This is a genomic window from Pseudomonas frederiksbergensis, assembly GCF_900105495.1.
Lineage (GTDB): Bacteria > Pseudomonadota > Gammaproteobacteria > Pseudomonadales > Pseudomonadaceae > Aquipseudomonas > Aquipseudomonas frederiksbergensis.
Genome location: NZ_FNTF01000002.1, coordinates 1663537 through 1685617 on the forward strand (window position 1 = coordinate 1663537; position 22081 = coordinate 1685617).

At 61.0% G+C, this 22081-nt stretch carries 16 protein-coding genes; 2 read left to right on the top strand and 14 right to left on the bottom strand.

Going from position 1 to position 22081, the window contains the following annotated elements; all coding sequences use genetic code 11:
- Positions 1 to 34 precede the first annotated feature (34 nt).
- Entirely contained in the window at positions 35 to 5203 is a 5169-nt protein-coding gene (locus BLW70_RS08090) for an NEL-type E3 ubiquitin ligase domain-containing protein (RefSeq protein ID WP_235864989.1), read from the top strand.
- 96 nt (positions 5204 to 5299) lie between these two features.
- On the opposite strand, the gene ureC is transcribed toward BLW70_RS08090, so the two are convergent.
- From ureC to urtA, 11 genes are all read right to left on the bottom strand, one after another.
- Positions 5300 to 7000 carry an urease subunit alpha gene (gene ureC, locus BLW70_RS08095; protein ID WP_074873339.1) on the bottom strand — a complete coding sequence of 567 codons (1701 nt, stop codon included), beginning with the start codon at positions 6998 to 7000 and terminating at the stop codon, positions 5300 to 5302.
- A gap of 126 nt (positions 7001 to 7126) precedes the next feature.
- Positions 7127 to 7435: an urease subunit beta gene (locus BLW70_RS08100; protein WP_074873342.1), complete on the bottom strand. Its 309-nt coding sequence runs from the start codon at positions 7433 to 7435 to the stop codon at positions 7127 to 7129.
- Entirely contained in the window at positions 7435 to 7968 is a 534-nt protein-coding gene (locus tag BLW70_RS08105) for a GNAT family N-acetyltransferase (RefSeq protein WP_074873345.1), read from the bottom strand. The genes BLW70_RS08100 and BLW70_RS08105 overlap by 1 nt, the downstream gene beginning before the upstream one ends.
- A gap of 6 nt (positions 7969 to 7974) precedes the next feature.
- Positions 7975 to 8508 (bottom strand): GNAT family N-acetyltransferase, encoded by a 534-nt coding sequence (locus tag BLW70_RS08110; RefSeq protein ID WP_074873347.1) that lies wholly within the window; start codon positions 8506 to 8508, stop codon positions 7975 to 7977.
- A gap of 9 nt (positions 8509 to 8517) precedes the next feature.
- Positions 8518 to 8820, bottom strand: a complete 303-nt coding sequence (gene ureA, locus BLW70_RS08115) for an urease subunit gamma (RefSeq protein ID WP_074873350.1) — start codon at positions 8818 to 8820, stop codon at positions 8518 to 8520.
- A 159-nt stretch (positions 8821 to 8979) separates the two neighbouring features.
- Entirely contained in the window at positions 8980 to 9819 is an 840-nt protein-coding gene (locus BLW70_RS08120; RefSeq protein ID WP_074873352.1) for an urease accessory protein UreD, read from the bottom strand.
- A 30-nt stretch (positions 9820 to 9849) separates the two neighbouring features.
- The gene (urtE, locus tag BLW70_RS08125; RefSeq protein ID WP_074873355.1) at positions 9850 to 10548 is read right to left on the bottom strand and encodes an urea ABC transporter ATP-binding subunit UrtE; all 699 of its coding nucleotides are present in this window, start codon (positions 10546 to 10548) and stop codon (positions 9850 to 9852) included.
- A gap of 168 nt (positions 10549 to 10716) precedes the next feature.
- Positions 10717 to 11589, bottom strand: a complete 873-nt coding sequence (urtD, locus tag BLW70_RS08130; RefSeq protein WP_074873357.1) for an urea ABC transporter ATP-binding protein UrtD — start codon at positions 11587 to 11589, stop codon at positions 10717 to 10719.
- Complete coding sequence (gene urtC / locus BLW70_RS08135) at positions 11586 to 12665, bottom strand: urea ABC transporter permease subunit UrtC (RefSeq protein WP_074873360.1); 1080 nt, start codon at positions 12663 to 12665, stop codon at positions 11586 to 11588. Before urtC ends, urtD begins: the two co-directional genes overlap by 4 nt.
- A complete protein-coding gene (gene urtB, locus BLW70_RS08140) occupies positions 12665 to 14167 on the bottom strand; it encodes an urea ABC transporter permease subunit UrtB (RefSeq protein WP_074873363.1) in 1503 nt (500 codons plus the stop codon). Before urtB ends, urtC begins: the two co-directional genes overlap by 1 nt.
- A gap of 143 nt (positions 14168 to 14310) precedes the next feature.
- Positions 14311 to 15576, bottom strand: a complete 1266-nt coding sequence (gene urtA, locus BLW70_RS08145; protein WP_074873368.1) for an urea ABC transporter substrate-binding protein — start codon at positions 15574 to 15576, stop codon at positions 14311 to 14313.
- Positions 15577 to 15861: 285 nt separating this feature from the next.
- On the opposite strand from urtA, the gene BLW70_RS08150 reads away from it, so the two are divergent.
- The gene (locus tag BLW70_RS08150; RefSeq protein ID WP_074873372.1) at positions 15862 to 19215 is read left to right on the top strand and encodes a hypothetical protein; all 3354 of its coding nucleotides are present in this window, start codon (positions 15862 to 15864) and stop codon (positions 19213 to 19215) included.
- 31 nt (positions 19216 to 19246) lie between these two features.
- On the opposite strand, the gene BLW70_RS08155 is transcribed toward BLW70_RS08150, so the two are convergent.
- The 3 genes from BLW70_RS08155 to BLW70_RS08165 are packed head-to-tail and all read right to left on the bottom strand — an operon-like array spanning position 19247 to position 21986.
- Positions 19247 to 20257, bottom strand: coding sequence for a FecCD family ABC transporter permease (locus BLW70_RS08155; RefSeq protein WP_074873375.1), 1011 nt, complete (start codon positions 20255 to 20257; stop codon positions 19247 to 19249).
- Positions 20254 to 21201 carry an ABC transporter substrate-binding protein gene (locus BLW70_RS08160; protein ID WP_074873378.1) on the bottom strand — a complete coding sequence of 316 codons (948 nt, stop codon included), beginning with the start codon at positions 21199 to 21201 and terminating at the stop codon, positions 20254 to 20256. The genes BLW70_RS08155 and BLW70_RS08160 overlap by 4 nt, the downstream gene beginning before the upstream one ends.
- Positions 21198 to 21986 (bottom strand): ABC transporter ATP-binding protein, encoded by a 789-nt coding sequence (locus BLW70_RS08165; RefSeq protein ID WP_074873381.1) that lies wholly within the window; start codon positions 21984 to 21986, stop codon positions 21198 to 21200. The genes BLW70_RS08160 and BLW70_RS08165 overlap by 4 nt, the downstream gene beginning before the upstream one ends.
- Positions 21987 to 22081: the final 95 nt, after the last annotated feature.

Here is a 22081-nt window from a genome sequence, read left to right on the forward strand (position 1 = left end):
TCCTCCCGCTATAACAGCGACCCCGCCGGTGAGGATGTCGTTGCTCACCAGCACCACGGTCCCGACACCGGGCTGGTACCTCAAAGCTTCCGCAATCGACCGGCAATACCTCAAGGAATTGCTCGACAAGCGCTGGTTGTTGCAGCGGTTGGTGGATGCACCGTTGCAAGACCTGCAACAGGACATCAGGGCGTTTGCCAAACCCTTGCTGTCCTTGTCGATGAGTTCGAACTTCAACAGCCATGAGGACGTCAGCCAACTGACCCTTAAGCTGTATGTGCCGGACCGGATCATCTTCGGTATCGATCGCGGCGCCAGCCATCTGCGCGAGTCCAGCCTCCTGGACGCGGCGCTGCATAACTTCGAAGAGCCGGAAACCGCCGCCGATTATTTCCGGACCGGCTCCGGGGTCTATCGCAGCAACTTCAGGGGAGAACCGTCGCTGATACCCGCGATGACGGTGAGTAAAATCGCCGCGCTGTGTCGTCGGCTGGACCTCGGCGGGCAGTATCAAGCGCATCTGCAAGCCCGGCTGCTGCCGGCCGATGCGCAGAAAAGGCAAACCCTGGAACAGCATGGCGCCGCCAGTGAAAAAGCGGCGTTCGAACTGGCCTCGCTGATCGCCCTGCTGAAAGACGACATCAGCTCCAACGCCTACGGGGTGTTGCGCCAGGTCCGCGAGCATACAAGCGATATCCGGTTTCACCATCGGCCGCTGCACCCGCATCGGCTGTCGCTGATGGGTTTCAAGTTGCACGGTGTGGTGTTGTTCAGCGCCGAGGGCGATGCGGGCATGATCCAGGCGGCGGTGGAGGCCCTGGCGCCTGACGCGCGGGCCTCCTGGCTCGACTGGTCGAGCGTGTTGTCGACGATGTCACCGGGCCTCGACCTGGACAAGTTCAAATTGCTGCAGGCTTTTTTCGCCAATGGCCCGACCGGGGTCAGCGAAGAGATGCTGCGCCAGCAGGACATCTACCGGCAAAGCCGCTTGAGCGGCCCGGTGATTGCCTATATGCCGGACGACCCGCAGCACCCGCTGAAAGAGTACGCCTCGCTGGCGGACTTCATGAAAACGCTGATCCGCCAACTGCGCGAGCCGGACTATCAGGCGTTTTTCAGCCGCTTCGTCGCGCACAAGGACCAGGGCCGGTTCTTTGCCCGGGCCCGCGAGCGCCTGAGCCGGATCACCTGGCAGCAGCGCGAACCGCTGGACATGGGGCCGTGGTGGCGGGAAACCGCGGTGGAGAATCCGAATGCCGAGCCGATCACCCACCGGCTGACGGGCGAGCTGTGGCCGCTGCTGTATCGGCTCAAGCGCGACAAGGCGCTCAGCGACGCGCGAGCGATTGCCGTCCCCACCGGCGATGAAGACGCCACCACGCGCTGGAAACGCCTGAGCAGCTACCTGGACATCGGCTGGAACGTCTTCAACTTTGCCGCGATGCTTGTGCCGGGGCTGGGCGAAGCCATGCTGGCGCTGATGGTGGCGCAGATGGCCGCCGAACTGCTGGAAGGCATCGAAGACTGGAGCAAGGGCGACCGCGACGAGGCATCGGCGCACATCAACGGAGTGATCATCAACTTTGCGCAACTGGCCCTGATGAGCGCCGGGCACGTCATCCCGCAGGCGGCCCGGATCCCGGTCAAACCCAGTCCGCTGATCGACAACCTCAAACCGGTGGAACTGCCCACGGGCAAGACCCGCCTGTGGAAACCGGACCTGACGCCGTACGAGCACCCGCTGACGCTACCGACCGAGGCCAAACCCGATGACCTGGGGCTGTATCGACACAACGATCAGCAATGGCTGCGCCTGGAGCAAAAGCATTACCAGGTGCGCCAGGACCCGGCGACGGGCGAGCATCGCCTGCAACATCCGACCCGGCCCAACGCTTATCAACCTATGGTGGAGCATAACGGCGCCGGCGCCTGGAAAGCTGAAACCGAGCAACCGCTGGGCTGGGACACGACTCGCCTGATGCGTCGACTGGACGACTCTATGGAGGATTACTCGGCCGCCACCCTGGCCAAAATCCAGAAGGTGAGCGGCGTTGAAGAGGGCGTGTTGCGCCGGCTGCATGCCGAGCATGAAACACCGCCGGCGCTGCTGCGCGACACCCTCAAGCGCTTCAATACCTACGCCGACGCGGAACGCTATCCCGAGCAAATCCTGGCCAATCAGGTGCCAGAGGAGATGTCCGGTTTTCTGCCGGCGACTCTGGTCGAGCTGCCACGCTGGCCGGAGTCCCGAGCCCTGGAGGTGTTCGAAGGCGATGATCGCACCGGGGCGTCCGTCAAACATGGCAACGCCATGGCCACTGGACCACAAAGCATCAAGATCAGCCGCTCGGAGGTGGTGGCCGGGAAACTGCCTGAGCGAGTGATTGAATCCCTGAACCCGACCGAACTGCGGGAAATGCTTGGCGCACAGGTCGCCAATGACACGCCCTCACGGATCGACGCGCTGCGCAGCCGATTGGCCATGCAGGCGCGCAAACAACACAAGCGCCTGTTCGACGCGCTATACAAGAGTCGAAATGTGTCCGACAGCGCGCAGGTGCGTTTGCTGGTGGACGATTCCCCGCAACTGCCCGCCAGCGTGGCGCAAGAATTACTCGATAGCGCCGAGCCCGCCGACCTGCAACACCTGACCGAGAAACAGCGCCTGCCGCTGCGTTTGCGCCAGCAGACACGCCGGGCGCAGGAGCGCGTGCGCTTGAACCGGGCGTATGAGGGGCTTTACCTGGATGAACTGGAAAGTACCGACACTCGCCGGCTCGAACTGGCCACGCTGGCCAGCCTGCCCGGATGGTCGACGCAAGTCCGGATCGAAATTCGGCATTTGGGATTTTCCGGGGATCTGCTCGCAAGCGCAGGGGCGGCGGATGCGCCGATCCGCAAAGTATTGGTGCTGGACGAGGACGGTCGTTATCAGGCGCGGGGCGCGGAGGATCAGCACCTGCACGGTACCGACGATCTTTACGCCTCGGTGTTGCATGCCCTGCCGGATACCGAACGCAACGCATTGGGTTATGACATTCACGAAAGTGCACGGCTCAAGGATGCGGTACGGCGTTCACCACTCAGCCACGAGCAATTCGAACCGATCCTGCTTGAGCAGCCGATTCGTAAACCGGTGTACGACTCGCAAGCCATGCGCTTGCCGGGCGGCATGTTGGGGTATTTGCGTGAGCTCGCTGGCGGGGGTGGGGAGCAAAGTTCGCAGGCGCGGATCAGAAAGCTCTACCCCGCTTTCACGGAGGAAGAATCCACTGCGTTGCTGGAGCGTTTCAACCAACAAGGGATTCCGGTCGACATGCAGCTCGAAGAGCTTGAACTTGAATTCGAACGGTTGAATACAACGCTGAAGCGGTGGGTGAATTCGCCGACCCGGGATTTTCGTTTGAGTCCCAGTGGCGTCGGGGAGTGGAATGCCAGGAATCAATTCGCCCGAAAAATCAGGCAGTGCTGGCAGCGTACCGGGCCAAAACAGTTTGACTCGTTCGGCAATGTGGTTGGGCAGAAGCTCGACCTGAGCAGCTTTCCGTTGAACCTGCATTTCAAAAAAATGCCGGCGCTGGAGGGCAATTTCGACCATGTCACGTACCTGAAACTATATAACGCCGGTATTACCGATGCGGAACAGTCCTTTCTAAAACCGTTTCGCAAGGTGCGTGCCCTGGACCTTGGTCGCAATAAACTGACCACTTTGCCGCGACACATCGCCGACATGCCGCACCTCAATTTCCTCGAACTCACGGGAAACCGGATTGTACTGAAGCCCGCCGATGTCGAAATGCTCGGCCGCTGCACGAAGCTGCAAACCCTGGCGCTGGCCGGCAATCCGTTGAGTCTGCTGCCGAACATCAGTCGCATGCCCGACCTGCACACACTGCTTCTGTACGACACCGGAGCGACCACCTGGCCACCGGGGCTGTTCGACCTTGAGCGCCCCCGGCATTTCCATCTGGACCTGCAGCGCAACCTGCTCACACACATACCCGAAGTCACGCCAGGTTCGGTCGACGCGGAGTTGCTGGCACGTACGTTGCTCAGCCGCCAGCCGCCCTTTATGTCACCGGAAAACCTGGAGCTGCTCAAGGACTACATCAGTTCAGTGGGGCTGGATCCTGAGCGCCCGTATCCACCCCGGGGCGTGCGTGACACCCTGAGCTGGCAACAAGGCATTACCTTTGACGAGTGGGTAGAGAAACAAAAGCTCTGGGATGCGCTTGAAGACGAGTTCAACTCGACCGGTTTCTTCGACGAGATCAGGCGCCTGACCCAATCGGCGGACTTCACCGCTGGTGGCGCCTATCGAACCGATCTGACAGCCAAGATGTGGCGGATGATCGAGACCATGGCCAAGGACGCTGAACTGCGCACGAAGTTTTTCACCGAAGCTACGGCGCGCAGCCAATGCGTGGATGGCGCGACCCAGCTATTCAACGTTCTGGGGGTAGATGTGCTGGTCCAGGAAGCCCTTGAATTGGGCAACCCCAGTTTGACTGAAGCGCAGTTGATCGAGTTGGCCAGGGGTAAGAGCCGCCTGGATGAAGTCGAGCGAATCGCCCGTCGCCATATCATCGACCGCGAGGCCGCGGGTGAACGTTTTCGACGCGTCGACGCTGAAGGCAATGTCAGCGGGACCATTGACGAGGTCGAGGTTCACCTCGCGTTCATGACGGACCTGGCAGAACGGCTTGACCTGCCCTGGCAGGCGCGTGGAATGCAGTTTCGCCAGATCGCGGGCGTTACCGGCGAAATGATCGAAAACGCCTACCAGCGGATCTTGGGGCTGGAGGAGGGCGATCTGCTGCGTGATTTGATTGCCGAGCAGCCATTTTGGCGGACCTATGTGCAGCGTTCGAATCGCGCACGTTTCAGGGCGTTTGATCGCAAGACGGTAGCCACGACCGAGTTCAAGGTTGCTCTTGACGAACGAGCCTCCCGCACGGACCTGACACTGGAAGAGCGAGAGAAGCTGAAGGAAGAAATAAGGATACTGGCCGCCGAACTCGGTAAACCTGAAAGTGCCTTTGCGCCGGGGCAAGTCGTGACCGATGAAGCGTTTGCCGCCGAGCTTGACCTGATCAAGGAGGCGCGTGAAACCCTTCTCAAACAACTGACCCAGCAAGCCATGGACCGGGCAAAACTGCAGCGGGTTGAACCTCCGCTCTTTACTGTGGACACCAATAGCTGACCTGGCTGAAACCCCGCTTCAAGGAACGGGTGATACAACAGAAGAACCCTGAGTGTGTGTTGACGCACTCAGGGTTTTTTCTTGTGCCTTGAACCTTCAGAACAGGAAATAGCGCTGCGCCATGGGCAGCACATCAGCCGGTTCACACCACAGCAGAACCCCGTCGGCCTTGACCTGATAAGTCTGCGGATCGACGTCGATGTTCGGCAGGTAATCGTTGTGGATCAGGTCGGTTTTCTGCACCTCGCGACAGCCTTTGACCACGGCGATTTTCTTCTTCAAACCCAGCGCTTCGGGCAATCCGGCGTCCTGTGCCGCCTGGCTGATGAAGGTCAGGCTGGTGGCATGCAAGGAGCCGCCGTAGCTGGCGAACATCGGGCGGTAGTGCACCGGTTGCGGTGTGGGGATCGACGCGTTCGCATCGCCCATCAGGCTGGCGGCGATGGCGCCACCCTTGAGGATCAGCGTCGGTTTGACGCCGAAAAATGCCGGACGCCAGAGCACCAGATCGGCCCATTTGCCCACTTCCACCGAGCCCACTTCATGGCTGATGCCGTGGGTGATTGCCGGGTTGATCGTGTACTTGGCGATGTAGCGTTTGGCGCGGAAGTTGTCGTTGCCTTCGCCATCACCGGGCAACGGGCCGCGCTGTTTTTTCATCTTGTCGGCGGTCTGCCAGGTGCGGGTGATCACTTCGCCAACGCGGCCCATGGCCTGGCTGTCGGAACTGATCATCGAGAACGCACCGAGGTCGTGGAGGATGTCTTCGGCGGCGATGGTTTCGCGACGGATGCGGCTTTCGGCGAAGGCCACGTCTTCGGCAATGCTTGGGTCCAGGTGATGGCAGACCATCAGCATGTCGAGGTGTTCGTCGATGGTGTTGCGGGTGAACGGCCGGGTCGGGTTGGTGGAACTCGGCAGCACGTTGGCAAAGCCGCAGGCCTTGATGATGTCCGGCGCATGACCGCCGCCCGCACCCTCGGTGTGGTAGGTGTGGATGGTGCGGCCCTTGAACGCGGCGAGGGTGGTTTCGACGAAACCGGATTCGTTGAGGGTGTCGGTGTGAATCGCCACTTGTACATCGTACTGGTCAGCGACGGTCAGGCAGTTGTCGATGCTCGCCGGGGTGGTGCCCCAATCCTCGTGCAACTTCAGGCCGATGGCACCGGCCTTGACCTGCTCGATCAACGGCTCCGGCAGACTGGCGTTGCCCTTGCCGGTGAGACCGATGTTCATCGGGAACGCATCGGCGGCCTGGAGCATGCGCGCCAAGTGCCACGGTCCGGACGTGCAGGTGGTTGCATTGGTGCCCGTGGCCGGGCCGGTGCCGCCGCCGATCATGGTGGTGACGCCGCTCATCAAGGCTTCTTCGATCTGCTGCGGGCAGATGAAGTGGATGTGCGTGTCGATGCCGCCCGCGGTGAGGATCATTCCTTCACCGGCGATGACTTCGGTGCTGGCACCGACTGCGATGGTCACGTTCGGCTGGATGTCCGGGTTGCCGGCCTTGCCGATGGCGGCGATGCGCCCGTCCTTGAGACCGACATCGGCCTTGACGATGCCCCAGTGGTCGATGATCAGCGCGTTGGTGATCAGCGTGTCGACGACCTCTGAGGCGAGCAATTGGCTTTGACCCTGGCCATCGCGAATGACTTTGCCGCCGCCGAACTTCACTTCTTCACCGTAGGTGGTGAAGTCTTTCTCGACTTCGATCCACAGCTCGGTATCGGCCAGACGGACCTTGTCGCCGACGGTGGGGCCGAACATGTCGGCGTAGGCCTGACGGGAAATCTTCATTGCAGTTCCTTCATTGATCGTTCCCACGCTCTGCGTGGGAATGCCGCCATGGACGCTCTGCGTCCGCCGTTATGTGACGCGGAGCGTCACGGGATGCATTCCCACGCGGAGCGTGGGAACGATCAGTCAGTCGAGATCACCCATGATCCTGCCGGCAAACCCGAACACCCGGCGATGCCCGGCCAGCTCTACCAACTCGACCTCCCGGCTCTGCCCCGGCTCGAAGCGCACGGCGGTGCCGGCGGGGATGTTCAGGCGCATGCCGCGGCTGGCGGCGCGGTCGAACGTCAGCGCATCGTTGGTTTCGAAAAAGTGGTAATGCGAGCCGACCTGGATCGGCCGGTCGCCGCTGTTGGCCACCTTCAGGCTGAGGGTGCGGCGGCCTACGTTGAGTTCGATGTCACCGGGCTGGATCTGGTATTCACCGGGAATCATCAATGGGCTCCTTGGAGAATCTTGTAGTAGAAGGCGGTCGGTTTATAGCGACCGCTCGGGTCGCAGGCATAGTCGGGGATTTCGCCGGCGCGGGTGTAACCCAGGGCTTTGTAGAAGTCTTCGGCAGGGGAGCCGGCCTCAGTGTCTAGGTAGAGCATGCCGCGCTTGTGCTGAAGGGCAGCTTGTTCCAAAGCACTCATCAACTGTTGGCCCAGACCGCGGCGACGCGCGTGTTCACGTACCAACAGTTTTTGCACTTCAGCGCGGTTCAGGCCGTTGGCTTTCTGGCACAGGGTCAGCTGCACGCTGGCCTGTACCTGTTCGTCCTTGACCACCACCCACAGCAGCACGTTGCCCTTGTTCAGGTTCTCCTGGACCTCATCGAACCAGGCTCGGGCCTGGGTGGCGTCCAGATCGGCCATGAACCCGACGCTGGCGCCATAGCCGACGGCGTCGAGCAGCAGATCAATCAAACCCTGACGGTAGTGCGCAAAGCTTTCAACATTGACGCGGCGCAGTTGGGCGGCGTTCATGGCAAATTACTCCTTGTTGGCAGTCGGCGGCTCCGCGCCAGGATTGAGGGTCAGTTGCATAAAAGTCAGGTCCAGCCAGCGACCGAACTTGGTGCCCACCTGGGGCATCTGGCCGGTCGTCACGAAACCGGCTCGTTCATGCAGGCGAATAGAAGCGGCATTACCGCTTTCGATGGCGGCGACCATCACATGTTTGTCGCAGCCTTTGGCGCGTTCGATCAACGCGGTCATCAATTGCGGGCCGAGACCATTGCCTCGCTGGTCGTTGCGCACGTAAACCGAATGCTCGACGGTATGGCGGAACCCGTCGAACGGCCGCCAGTCACCGAATGAAGCGTAGCCCAGCACCGTGTTATCGCCGTCGGCAATCACCAGAATCGGGTAGCCCTGGTCTTGGCGGGCGCTGAACCAGGCCTGACGGTTAGCCAAATCCACGGCCTGTTCGTTCCAGATGGCCGTGGTGTTGAGCACCGCGTCGTTGTAGATGTCGCGGATCGCCGGCAAGTCGGCGTGCGCTGCATCGCGGATGTGGTAAGTCATGGCGAGGCCTCAGGCGATCGGTTGGTGGACGGTGACCAGTTTGGTGCCGTCGGGAAAGGTCGCCTCGACCTGGATCTCCGGGATCATTTCCGGGATCCCTTCCATCACTTGTTCACGACTGAGCAGGGTGGTGCCGTAGTGCATCAGTTCGGCCACGGTCCGGCCGTCGCGCGCGCCTTCGAGCAGCGCAGCGGAAATGTAGGCCATGGCTTCCGGGTAGTTGAGTTTCACGCCGCGCGCCAAACGCCGCTCGGCCACGAGGCCGGCGGTGAAAATCAACAGCTTGTCTTTTTCGCGTGGGGTCAGGTCCATCGTTTGGAATCCATATCGGCAGATAAAAAAGGTATTCGGATCTGTAAACACAAAACCCCTGTGGGAGCGAGCCTGCTCGCGATGAGGTCGTCACATCCAGTGAAGATGTTGGCTTTGAGACCGCCATCGCGAGCAGGCTCGCTCCCACAGAAAAGCAATTCAGGTGCTCCATATTCTGGGGGGGACGGCTTCGCGGCCGAGCAACGCAGGCCTGAGCAATCGCCACAAATCGATCAACCACCCCCTGGCCAACAACGCTTCACCGGCCAGGCAGCGGGCGACTAAAAGTCCGGGCAACTGGGTCAGGTCTCCGCGCACGTCATGGGGCAGCGAGCGGCATTTCTCCAGCAAATCGCTATCGATGTCGCCAGTCACCAACAGGGTCGCAAACACCGGTTGTCCATCCAGGCCAATCGGCGAATCAAGCAAACCATCAGCCCCGACAATGCGCTGGCGTTCATGCCAGAGCAACTGACCGTCGCGGCGGATGTCCAGGTGCGCCTGAAAATGCCCGAGGTCGAAACGTTCGCCGCTGGCTGGCCGGCCCAGCGCCACGACGTCCCAGTAAAACAACCGCGCATCGCCTTCCAGATCAATCGAAGTGCTGAGTTCAGCCTGTGCGGCGCTGAAGATAATGGTTTCCTGGGGCAGCCACTCCAGTGTCGCGCCAGCGGCTACTTTCAAGTCGAGCTTCTGATAAGCGGGCCCCGCCGCGCGATACCACTTGGCCGCGCCGGGGCTGGTGATTTGCGCCCAGGCATCGCGGCCGACACTGGCCGAGATATCCAGCCGATCGCCGCCGGCAATCCCGCCCGGCGGGTGCACGATGATGTGCTGGCAAACCTCGGGCCCTTCGGCATACAGATGTTTCTGCACCCGCAGCGGGCCTTTGTGCCAGCGCTGAACCGGGCGCGTGCTGTCGCCGAATCGGGCGTAGCCGAGTTCCAGCTCAGCGTGCCAGCTGGGGGTGAACAGGGCAGTGGGGAGAGGTGAATTCATAGTTTCTATTTATCGTCAGGACGCTTCAGATTAGATCGTAACCAGGCCACGCACACCTTCGGCTTCCATGTTTTCTCCGCGACCTTGCTGCACGATCTCACCCCGGGACATCACCAGGTACTGATCGGCGAGTTCGGCGGCGAAATCGTAGAACTGTTCCACCAGCAAAATTGCCATGTCGCCACGGGCGGCGAGCTTCTTGATCACCGCGCCGATTTCCTTGATCACCGAGGGCTGAATGCCTTCGGTGGGCTCGTCGAGAATCAGCAGGCGAGGACGGCTGGCCAACGCTCGGCCGATCGCCAATTGCTGCTGCTGGCCACCGGACAAGTCACCGCCGCGACGCTGTTTCATCTGCAGCAGCACCGGAAACAGCTCGTAGATGAACGCCGGGACTTCCTTGGCTTCAGCACCGGGAAATCGCGACAGGCCCATCAACAGGTTTTCTTCCACGGTCAGCCGGCCGAATATTTCCCGGCCCTGAGGCACGTAAGCGATCCCGGCGTGAACCCGCTGGTGTGGCTTGAACGCGGTGATCGTTTTGCCTTCCCAGTTCACCGCGCCTTCTTTGGCCGGCAACAAACCCATCAGGCACTTGAGCAGGGTGGTCTTGCCCACACCGTTGCGTCCGAGCAGGCAAGTGACCTCACCGACTTTCACCTCAAACGTCAGACCCCGCAGGATGTGGCTACCGCCGTAAAACTGGTGCAGCTTGTCGACTTGCAGCATTTTCAAATTCCTCCCCCAGTGATCGTTCCCACGCTCTGCGTGGGAATGCATCCCGTGACGCTCCGCGTCACCCGTGCGCAGGACTTGAGCCCTGCATTGTCAGCGGGACGCGGAGCGTCCCCGGCGGCATTCCCACGCAGAGCGTGGGAACGATCATCTCCACAGCTCTCAGCGGCCGAGATACACCTCGATCACGCGCTCGTTGTCCTGCACCTGCTCCAGCGACCCTTCGGCCAGCACGCTGCCCTGGTGCAACACGGTGACGTGGTCGGCGATGGAGCCGACGAAGCCCATGTCGTGTTCCACCACCATCAGCGAATGCTTGCCCGCCAGGCTCTTGAACAGTTCGGCGGTGAATTCGGTTTCGGCGTCGGTCATGCCCGCCACCGGTTCGTCGAGCAGCAGCAGTTGCGGGTCCTGCATCAGCAACATGCCGATTTCCAGAAACTGCTTCTGACCATGGGACAACAAGCCCGCCGGGCGATTGACCGACGGGGTCAGGCGAATGGTGTCCAGCACTTCGCCGATGCGATCTTTCTGCTCGCCACTCAGGCGCGCCCGCAGGCTGGCCCACACCGATTTGTCGGTTTTCTGCGCCAGTTCCAGGTTTTCAAAAACGCTCAAGGCTTCGAACACCGTCGGCTTCTGGAACTTGCGGCCAATGCCGGCCTGGGCGATTTGCACTTCGCTCATCTGCGTCAGGTCGAGGGTTTCGCCGAACCAGGCCTTGCCGTGACTGGGCCGGGTCTTGCCGGTGATCACGTCCATCAGCGTGGTCTTGCCCGCGCCATTGGGGCCGATGATGCAGCGCAATTCGCCGACGCCGATGTACAGGTTCAGATTGTTCAGCGCCTTGAAGCCATCGAAGCTGACGCTGATGTCTTCCAGGGTCAGGATCGTGCCGTGGCGCGTGTTCAGGCCGGGGCCGGCGCGCTGGCCGAGGCCGATGGCGTCACGGCTGCTGCCGGCGTCCCGGTTGGGTTCCAGTGGTGGAAAAAACGCCGGTTCGAGCATGAATTCAGCCGTTGCAGTGACTCTCATTGTTCACCCCTTTTTTTCAGCAGACCGATCACGCCTTTGGGCAGGTACAGGGTCACGACGATGAACAATGCGCCAAGGAAGAACAGCCAGTATTCCGGGAACGCCACGGTGAACCAGCTCTTCATCCCGTTGACCACCCCGGCGCCGAGCAGCGGGCCGATCAGCGTGCCGCGACCACCCAGCGCCACCCACACGGCGGCCTCGATGGAGTTGGTCGGCGACATTTCACTCGGGTTGATGATCCCGACTTGCGGCACATACAGCGCGCCGGCCAGGCCGCACAGCACCGCGCTCAACACCCAGACAAACAACTTGAAACCGCGTGGATCGTAGCCGCAGAACATCAAGCGGTTTTCCGCATCGCGCAGGGCGGTCAACACCCGGCCGAACTTGCTCTGCGCCAGACGCCAGCCGATGAACAGGCTCGCCACCAGCAACACCACGGTGGCGAAAAACAGCACCGCGCGAGTCCCCGGTTCCGTGATGCCGAAGCCCAGAATGGTGCGGAAGTTGGTAAAGCCGTTGTTGCCGCCAAACCCGGTTTCGTTGCGGAAGAACAGGAGCATCCCAGCGAAGGTCAGGGCCTGGGTCATGATCGAGAAATACACGCCCTTGATCCGCGAACGGAAGGCGAAGAAACCGAACACCAGCGCCAGCAACCCCGGCGCCAGCACCACCAGGCACATCGACCAGAGGAAGCTGCTGGTGCCGGTCCAGTACCACGGCAATTCAGTCCACGACAGAAAGGTCATGAACGCTGGCAAGCCATCGCCCGAGGCCTGGCGCATCAGGTACATGCCCATCGCATAACCGCCGAGGGCAAAGAACAAACCGTGACCGAGGGACAACAGGCCGGCGTAACCCCAGACCAGGTCCAGCGCGAGGGCGACGATGGCGTAGCACAGAATCTTGCCCACCAGCGTCAGCGTGTAGGCCGAGACGTGAAACGTGCTGTCCGGCGACAACAACGACAGCAGCGGCAACGCCAGCAACAGAGCGAGGATCACCGCGCCAATGGCGATCGTGACTTTGGGGCCGGCTTTTTGTGTTGCGGTAACGAGCAGGGGCTGATTCATCAGTCGATCACCCGTCCTTTCAGTGCGAAGAGGCCTTGCGGACGTTTCTGGATGAACAGAATGATCAGCGCGAGGATCAGGATCTTGCCGAGCACGGCACCGATCTGCGGTTCGAGAATCTTGTTGGCGATACCGAGGCCGAACGCGGCCAGCACGCTACCGGCCAATTGACCGACGCCACCGAGCACCACCACCAGGAACGAGTCGATGATGTAGCTCTGGCCGAGGTCCGGGCCGACGTTGCCGATCTGGCTGAGGGCTACGCCACCAAGGCCAGCGATGCCCGAGCCGAGGCCGAAGGCGAGCATGTCCACGCGCCCGGTCGGCACGCCACAGCAGGCGGCCATGTTGCGGTTCTGGGTGACGGCGCGCACGTTCAAGCCCAGGCGCGTCTTGTTCAGCAGCAGCCAGGTCAGCACCACCACAAACAGCGCGAAGGCGATGATCACGATGCGGTTGTACGGCAGCACCAGATTCGGCAACACCTGAATCCCGCCTGACAACCAGGCCGGGTTCGCGACTTCAACGTTCTGCGCGCCGAACACCAGTCGCACCAGCTGAATCAGCATCAGGCTGATGCCCCAGGTGGCCAGCAAAGTTTCCAATGGGCGGCCGTAGAGGTGACGAATCACCGTGCGCTCCAGCGCCATACCGATGGCGGCGGTGACGAAAAACGCCACCGGCAACGCGATCAACGGGTAGAACTCGATGGCTTGCGGGGCGAAGCGCTGGAACATCAACTGCACCACATACGTCGAGTACGCGCCGAGCATCAACATCTCTCCGTGGGCCATGTTGATCACGCCGAGCAGGCCGAAGGTGATTGCAAGACCTAACGCCGCCAGCAGCAGAATCGAACCCAGGGACATGCCACTGAAGGCCTGCCCAAGCATCTCGCCGATCAGCAGTTTGCGTTTGACCTGGGCCAGGCTGGTTTCGGCAGCGGTGCGCACATTGGCATCGGCTTCGACACCGGGCTGGAGCAAGCCTTCGAGGCGGGTGCGAGCCAGCGGATCGCCGGTTTCACCCAGCAGACGCACCGCGGCGAGGCGTACGGCCGGGTCGGTGTCCACCAGTTGCAGATTGGCCAGGGCCAGGCTCAACGCGGCGTGTACGGTTTCATCTTTTTCGCCAGCCAGTTGCTGGTCGAGGAATTTCAACTGCGCCGGTTTGGCGCTTTTCTGCAATTGCTGCGCGGCGGCCAGACGGATTTTGGCGTCGGCGGCGAGCAATTGATGGCTGGCCAGCGCGGTATCGATAAGACCCCGCAGGCGATTGTTCAGGCGCAGGGTTTTTGGTTGGCCATCGACCGTCAACTCGCCTTGTTGCAGGGCGTTGATCAGCTCGATACGGGCGGCATCGGGCTGCGCGGCCCAGGCTTCCAGAAGCCTGGCTTGCTGCATGGGATTGGCGACGACGAAGTCTTCGGCGTCGCCAGAATGCGCGGCCATCGGCAATAACAGCGCGATGGCGAGGATGAAACGGTAAAGGGCAGTGGGCATGTCATTGGCCTTGCGTATTGATCGTTCCCACGCTCCGCGTGGGAATGCCTCACCGGACGCTCCGCGTCCGCTTTTGGGACGCGGAGCGTCCCTGGCTGCATTCCCACGCAGAGCGTGGGAACGATCAGGCTGTGCGGGGTGGCTTAGTTGCTCTTCACCGCATAATCGGGCTTCTTGTCGTTACCCTGGATGAACGGGCTCCACGGTTGAGCACGGATCGGTCCTTCGGTCTGCCACACCACGTTGAACTGACCGTCCGCCTGAATCTCGCCGATCATCACCGGTTTGTGCAGGTGGTGGTTGGTCTTGTCCATGGTCAGCGTGTAACCCGACGGCGCGGCAAAGGTCTGGCCGGCGAGGGCTTCGCGGACTTTGTTGACGTCGGTGGACTTGGCTTTCTCGGCCGCTTGCGCCCACATGTGGATGCCCACGTACGTGGCTTCCATCGGGTCGTTGGTCACCGCTTTGTCGGCGCCCGGCAGGTTGTGTTTCTTGGCGTAGGCTTTCCAGTCGGCGACGAATTTCTTGTTCGTCGGGTTCTCGACCGACTCGAAGTAGTTCCAGGCCGCGAGGTTGCCCACCAGCGGTTTGGTGTCGATGCCGCGCAGTTCTTCTTCGCCGACCGAGAACGCTACAACCGGAACGTCAGTCGCTTTCAGGCCCTGGTTGGCCAACTCTTTATAGAACGGCACGTTGGAGTCGCCGTTGACGGTGGAGATGACCGCAGTCTTGCCACCGGCCGAGAATTTCTTGATGTTGGCCACGATGGTTTGATAGTCGCTGTGGCCGAACGGGGTGTAGACCTCTTCGATGTCCTTGTCGGCCACACCTTTGGAGTGCAGGAACGAGCGCAGGATTTTGTTGGTGGTGCGCGGGTAGACATAGTCGGTGCCCAACAGGAAGTAGCGCTTGGCGCTGCCGCCTTCTTCGCTCATCAGGTATTCCACCGCCGGGATCGCTTGCTGGTTCGGCGCGGCGCCGGTGTAGAACACGTTTGGCGACATCTCTTCACCTTCGTACTGCACCGGGTAGAACAGCAGGCCATTGAGCTCTTCGAACACCGGCAACACCGATTTGCGCGACACCGACGTCCAGCAACCGAACACCACGGCGACTTTGTCCTGGGTCAGCAACTGCCGACCCTTTTCGGCGAACAGCGGCCAGTTCGATGCAGGGTCGACGACCACCGGTTCCAGCATCTTGCCGTTCACGCCGCCCTTGGCGTTGATCTCATCGATGGTCATCAGCGCCATGTCTTTGAGCGAGGTTTCGGAGATCGCCATGGTCCCGGACAACGAATGCAGAATACCGACCTTGATGGTCTCGGCAGCCTGGATGCTCCAGGTCATGCCCATCGCGGCAATGCTTGCCGAGAGTGTGAAAGCCTTGATCAAACTGCGACGCTTCATTGTGCGATCTCCATGAACTTATGAGTTTTCTTGGTTGGCAGATGCGGACTACTAAAGGGTCTTTAGCAAGGGCTGTGCCTAAGACCTGAAGTGCTTTTGCGCAAGGGCGAGAACGTTCGGTGCAGGTACTTGTTGCACCGTGAACGGGCATAAAAACGCTCGCGGGCACGGCGATGCGTCCAAGTGGTGCCGAGCGCACGAAGTAGTAACTATGTACCGCCTGGGCAATGCGTTGCGGTGCGAGAGTGGGGATCACCCTTGAATGACTCAATGGAGTTCCACTGCATGGACGAACAACCCCAACAACTCGCGCCGACCCAGTCGGCGGGATCGGCACTGAACATATTGGAAAGGGCGTTTCTTTCGGCGGACGATGCCGCTCGTTATGCCCATGAGCGAATCGGCCGCCACCGTAACCGCGGTTATTACGGCTATATCCTTCAGCGAAACGATCAGCGGTTTGTGCTCACCGACCTGACCGGGCACCCGGTCAGCATGACTTCCCATCACAAGGTGATCCCCGACAAGCATGTCTTGCACAGTCGTTTCTATTCGCATCCCGCGCTTTCGACGCTCGAAGTCGCCAAGGTTACGCAGCTGAAATGGACTGTCGAAGATGCCGCGACCAGCTTGTTGATGTTCAGCGTTGACGAACTGCGCAACAGCCTGCAGAGCGGTCTGCCGGCTTATCTTTCGGGGGCCGAAAACAGCCTGATCGGTTTCACTCCCGACAGGTCTCGTACAGCGAGCCTGGTGGCCAAACTGGGCACCGAGGCCGCCCCCGGGGTGTTTGCGCTGGGAATGAAGACGGGAGCCATCAAACCGGAGCAATTCGTCGAGGAAGCCGCGGCGGCCGGCGATTTACAAGTCCTCGTCAGCAACGGTCGCTGGCGGCCCCGGGGACGAATAACCGGGCCTGTCGTCGCCGGTCCGTGGGAACGTAGCGTGCCGGAGCGAGTGTCGTTCGGCGCGGTTTCCCGGTCGGCCGATGAGGCGGCACTCGAGCGCTACGCCAAAGACACCGAGCTGCATGACGAAGAACGGACCTGGTTCGGATTCATCCTCAAACAACAAGGCAAGGAGGAGTACATCGCCACTGAACTGGTCCCGGTCAGCGATGGGAGAGACAAACTTTACTCGTTGCGCAGCCTGTTTGGCATTTCCCGCAAGGCTGGGGACTATGACTATCCCGAGTCATTCAAGCTCCACGCTTTTTACTATTCGCGCCAACGGGTCAAGCATGCCCGCGACCCGGCCAGGCGCTGGCTGGCGCACCACTTCATTGTGCCCAGGGATCTGTTTGTGGTGGTTTATGACTCCAACAAACGTCCGGTGCTGGACCCGGACAGGGTCATTCCTCTCTACGTCTCGACTCAGGACGGAGCCCTGCTCAAATACGTCCCGCGCAAGGGCACCAAGCTGTTCGACAACGACACCCCCGGCATGGGGCTGGAAGAAATCCAGAAAAACCTGGCCAGTGGTGTGCTGACCCCGACGGGTTTTGTCCGAGTGGTCGCCAACAGCGGTGTGTTGCAGGTGATGCGCACCAATGTCTGCTGGGACAGTAAAGGGGTGGTCGACAAGCACTGGCAGTCGAGCATGAACCTGCAACGGCGCACCCTCGGCCCGGTATTTCTGACGGCTGACGATGCGGCTCTGCATGCGCGTTCGCAAATACCGAGCGGTAGCGCCAAGGCGTTTGGCGGTGTGATCCTGAAACGAGCCGATGGTTTTTTTGTGGCCACCGATCCGATCGCTATCCTGCGAGAAGACTTTGATATCCCGTGGGTCTTCCCGGACGAAGCCGTGACCCTTGGCCAGTTTCCGGCGGGGTGTTCGGTGGTGGCGCGCTATCGCTCCCGAGTGCCTCGCGAGTTGCCGGTGCTGCTGTCGAAAGTCGACAAGGAGGTGTATCTCAACATGCTCTCCGCCGATGTCGCGTACACCGCATTCACCCGCGAAGGGCAAACGTTCGATGAATACTTTCTGGCGCCGGACGGCGCGACCATTCGCTATCGGGCCGGGTTATGGGCACGATTCAAAGCCGACCTGGCCATAGCCCTGGGCACTTCGGGCAAGCCAGGGCGAGAGCTGGATGCCGCATCGATCAAGGAACAAATCTATCGGGGGCTGCTGTCACCGACAAACTGGGTAAAAAGCCTGGCAAAGTCCGGTTACCTGCAAGTGGTTTCAGGGAGCCCGCTATGGGGCCCGGCTCGTACCGTGACAGAATTCGAAGCCTATCCCCCGGCCGCAGCAGTAACTTCCGGCTATGCACGAGCGGTTGCCGAGCCGGCCTGTAGCCCGATGTACCTTCGAGAACAGGATGCGGCCTGTTTCGCTCATGAACGGGCACGCAATCGTTCAGCGACGGGGTTTGGATTCATTCTGAAAAATACCCGTACCGGCGTCTTCATTGCGACCCTGCCCATTGACGTGCAAGGCACATGGTTGGCGTATGAGCGAATCTTTCCCGGTGTACTCCCTTCTTCCCATGTCAGCAGCGCGATTCACCTGTGCGCGGGGCAAGCGCCGCAAAAGCTGTCGGACGATGATTACCGGCATTTCCTTTCCCCCGTGGACGTGAGTCTGGCCCGTGACGCTGCACGAACGCCCCATGGCTTCAGGCCAATTTACTTCTCCTGCGCCGATGGTGCCTTGTTGCGATTGTTGCTCAGCCCCTTCGACCCGGACCTTTCGCGGGACAAATTCGGCCAGTACGAATTCAAGAACAATCCGTTTGCCGCGCTCGAGCACGCGCAACGTGACTGGAAGGACATCGGCGAGGGCAGGTTCAGGTTGAGCAGCTACATCCAGCGAATGGCCAAGTCCGGAGAACTGGAGGTCCTGGTGACCAGCGCCTATTGGTCTCAAAAAGGCAAAGTGAGCCAGAACTGGCGGCCCCGCATGCCTTCTGTTTCCGTCGATGAGCAGTGGGCAAACAGCCCTGCGCCAGCCTTGGGACCGATATTCCATCACCCTGACGACGCGGCCCTTTATGCGCAGTCGCGGCTGGGCAGTCACGAGAGTCAAACGACAGTGCACGCCAGCGGGATTTTGAGCAGCCCCGGCACTAATTCCTTTGTTGCGCTGGAGCCCATTGCAGACCCTGGGTATCCCAATGAAGCCATCAAGCGAATTTTCCGTATTGCGAGTGATCCCTTGACCTCACCGCGCAATAAAGCGCCACGTTTTCCCGACGGCTACACATTGGTGGCCGGCCATCAGCTTTTCCAGGCCGCAGGCTCGACACTGTCCGAACACTCCGATTCAACTGACGCAAACTTCGCCTCTCCGGCCCAGGTGCATGCGCACACCCATGCCTTGAAAGCCAAAGGGTTCGATATCAACGCCTACTACTATTCGACGCGTTATGGAGCATTGCTCAAATACACACCAACCTATTCGGCCTCGGAGCGAACATTGCTGCTGACCCAGCCAGTTCAGCTCGTCGAAGGAAAGTGGGCCACCGTGCTGTCGACCGATGTGTTTATTACCCGTCTGGCGGACATCGGCAATTTGCAGGTGCTCAAGCCTGCGTATTTCTGGAATCAGGCCAGGCGCCTGGGCTCCGACTGGAGCCTCAGACGCCAACAGGTTCAGGATATCTTTCCCCACCCCACGCGGGATGAGTTGTAAGGGGGCGGGGTAGCGGTCACAGCCGTTGGCATCAGCGCCTGCGCATCAGACCGATGAAAAACAACCCGCCAATCGCCGCCGTGGCTATGCCGATCGGCAAATCCTCGGGGGCGATCAGGGTGCGGGCGGCGACGTCGACCCAGACCAGAAAGATGCTTCCCGACAACACGCACACCGGCAGCAACCGCCGATGCTCCGCCCCGACCAGACGCCGCGCAATGTGCGGCACCATCAGCCCGACAAACCCGATAGACCCGCTGATCGACACCAGCACCCCGGTCATCAGCGACGCAATCAAAAACACCCGCAAGCGCACGGTGCGAGCATTCAGGCCGAGGGTGACCGCGGTCTGTTCGCCGGTCATCAACGCATTCAACGGTCGAGCCATGCCCAGCAGCAGCACCAGCCCCAGCAATACGCTGGCCGCCGGCACCGCGAGCAACTCCCAACGCGCCAACCCAAGCCCGCCGAGCATCCAGAACATCACCGCCGAACTCGCGCGATGGTCGCCAAGAAACAGCAGCAGATTGGCGATTGCCATCATCACGAAGGACACCGCCACGCCGCACAACAGCAGCCGGTCACTGTCGAGCCGTCCGTTGCGGTTGGCGATCATCAGCACGATCAACATGCTCAGCAATGCGCCGATAAACGCCGCGATCGGCAAGGTCAGCAAGCCAACGACTTCACCCACATGCAGCACCACGATCACTGCACCGAGGGTCGCGCCAGAGGTGACCCCGAGCAAGTGCGGGTCGGCCAGCGGATTGCGCGTCACCGCTTGCAGCACCGCACCGATCAGCGCGAGCCCGGCGCCCACCAACGCACCCAATAGCATGCGCGGCACGCGAATCAGCCAGACGATGTGTTGCTGCCCGGCGGCCCAGTCCGGCACGCCGACACCGAAAATCTTGTGCAACAGAATCCGCCACACCACGTCCACCGGCACCCGCGCCGGACCGAAGCCCAGCGACACCACACACGACACCAGCAACAACGCGCCAAGGGCCATCAGCAACAAGGCGTAGCGACGATTGATCATTCGCGGTGGAAACCCTTGGCCAGGGTTTCGACTGCCAGCACGTTGTCGATCCCCGGCGTGGCTTGCACATACGGAATCACGATGAAGCGTTGATGCTTGATCGCGTCCACCGATTGCAGCGCCTTGTTGTTGAGCAGGAACTGTTGCTTCTGCTCGGCAGTGATTTCGCCGTAATCAACGATCACGATCACCTGCGGATTGCGCTCGACCACGTTTTCCCAATTGACCCGGGTCCAGCTCGCTTCGACGTCATCGAGAATATTGCGCCCGCCAGCGGCGTCGATCAGCGCTTGCGGCATGCCGAGGCGACCGGACGTCATGGCGCGGTCTTCACCGCTGTCATAGAGGAAGACGCGAGGTTTGTCCGTCGGCAGATCCTTGCGCACTTCGGCGACCTGCGATTGCATCTGGGCGATCAAGGCGTTGGCGCGATCCTGCACGTCGAAGATTTTGCCGAGGTTGCGCAGGTCGTTGTAGGTGTCTTCCAGGCTGGCCGGTGGACGCTTCATCACGAACGCGCAGGACTCCGTCAGCTCGTAGACATCGATGCCCAACGGCTGCAACGTTTGCGGTGTGAGATCACCGCCGACGCGCATGCCGTAATCCCAACCGGCAAAGAAGAAATCAACGTTGGCGTTGAGCAGGGTTTCCACCGACGGGTACTTGGCCGCCAGTTCCGGCAAGCCCTCGAGGATGGTTTGCATCTGCGGCGTGACCGACTTCCAGCCGGTCACACCGCTATACCCGGCCATGCTGGGTTTCAGACCGAGGGCCAGCATCATCTGGGTCATGTTGATGTCGTGGCTGACCGCGTGTTTCGGCGCTTGCTTGAAGGTCACTTCGCGATTGCAGCTCTGCACGGTCAACGGGTAGTGAGTGGCCTCGGCAAATGCTTGGGCATTGCCCAGCAACAGAGCGGCGCAAAGCAGGGAACGCAAAGTCATGGTTGGGTGATCCAGGTAATTCGTGGGTAGCCGTGCAAGGGGTGTTGATCGATCAGCGCTTCGACGCCGAACACATCGCGCAGCAGTGGGGCGGTCAAGACTTCTTCGGGCGTGCCGCTGGCGACGATGCGGCCGTGATTGATCACATACAGCCGATCACAGAAAGCAGCCGCCAGATTGAGGTCGTGGATGCTCGCCAGGGTGCCGATCTTCAGGCGTTTGACCAGTTGCAGCAGTTCGAGCTGATAACGCGGGTCGAGATGATTGGTCGGCTCGTCGAGGATCAGCATTTGCGGTTGCTGAGCCAGGGCGCGGGCGAGGATCACGCGTTGTTTTTCACCGCCGGAGAGGGTGGCGAAGTCATGGTCTTCAAAGCCTTTCAGACCGACTGATTCGAGGGCCTGGGTAGCGAGTTTCCTGTCCTCCGGGGTGTCGCCGTCGAACAAGCCTTTATGCGGTGTGCGGCCCATGGCGACGACTTCATCGACGGTGAGGCCGAAGGCGTCGGGGAATTCCTGCAGGACCACGGCGATGCGTTGCGCGCACCAGCGCGAGGATTGCTTCCAGACGTTGTGATGGTCGAGCTTGACCTCGCCGCACTCGGGTTTGCTGAAGCGCCAGGCACAGCGCAGCAGGCTGGTTTTGCCGCTGCCGTTGGGGCCGATCAGGCCGACGAACTCACCCGGGAGCACGCGCAAGGTCGCCTCACGCAGTTGGAACTGGTGATGGCAATGGCCGTGGCCCAAGGGTGTCCAGGCGAGGTTTGTGAGGTTCAGCGAGGTCATGCATCTACTCTGAAATTTTCGGTGTTGCTGATGGCCTCATCGCGAGCAAGCTCGCTCCCACAAGGACTGTGCAAAACCTGTGGGAGCGAGCTTGC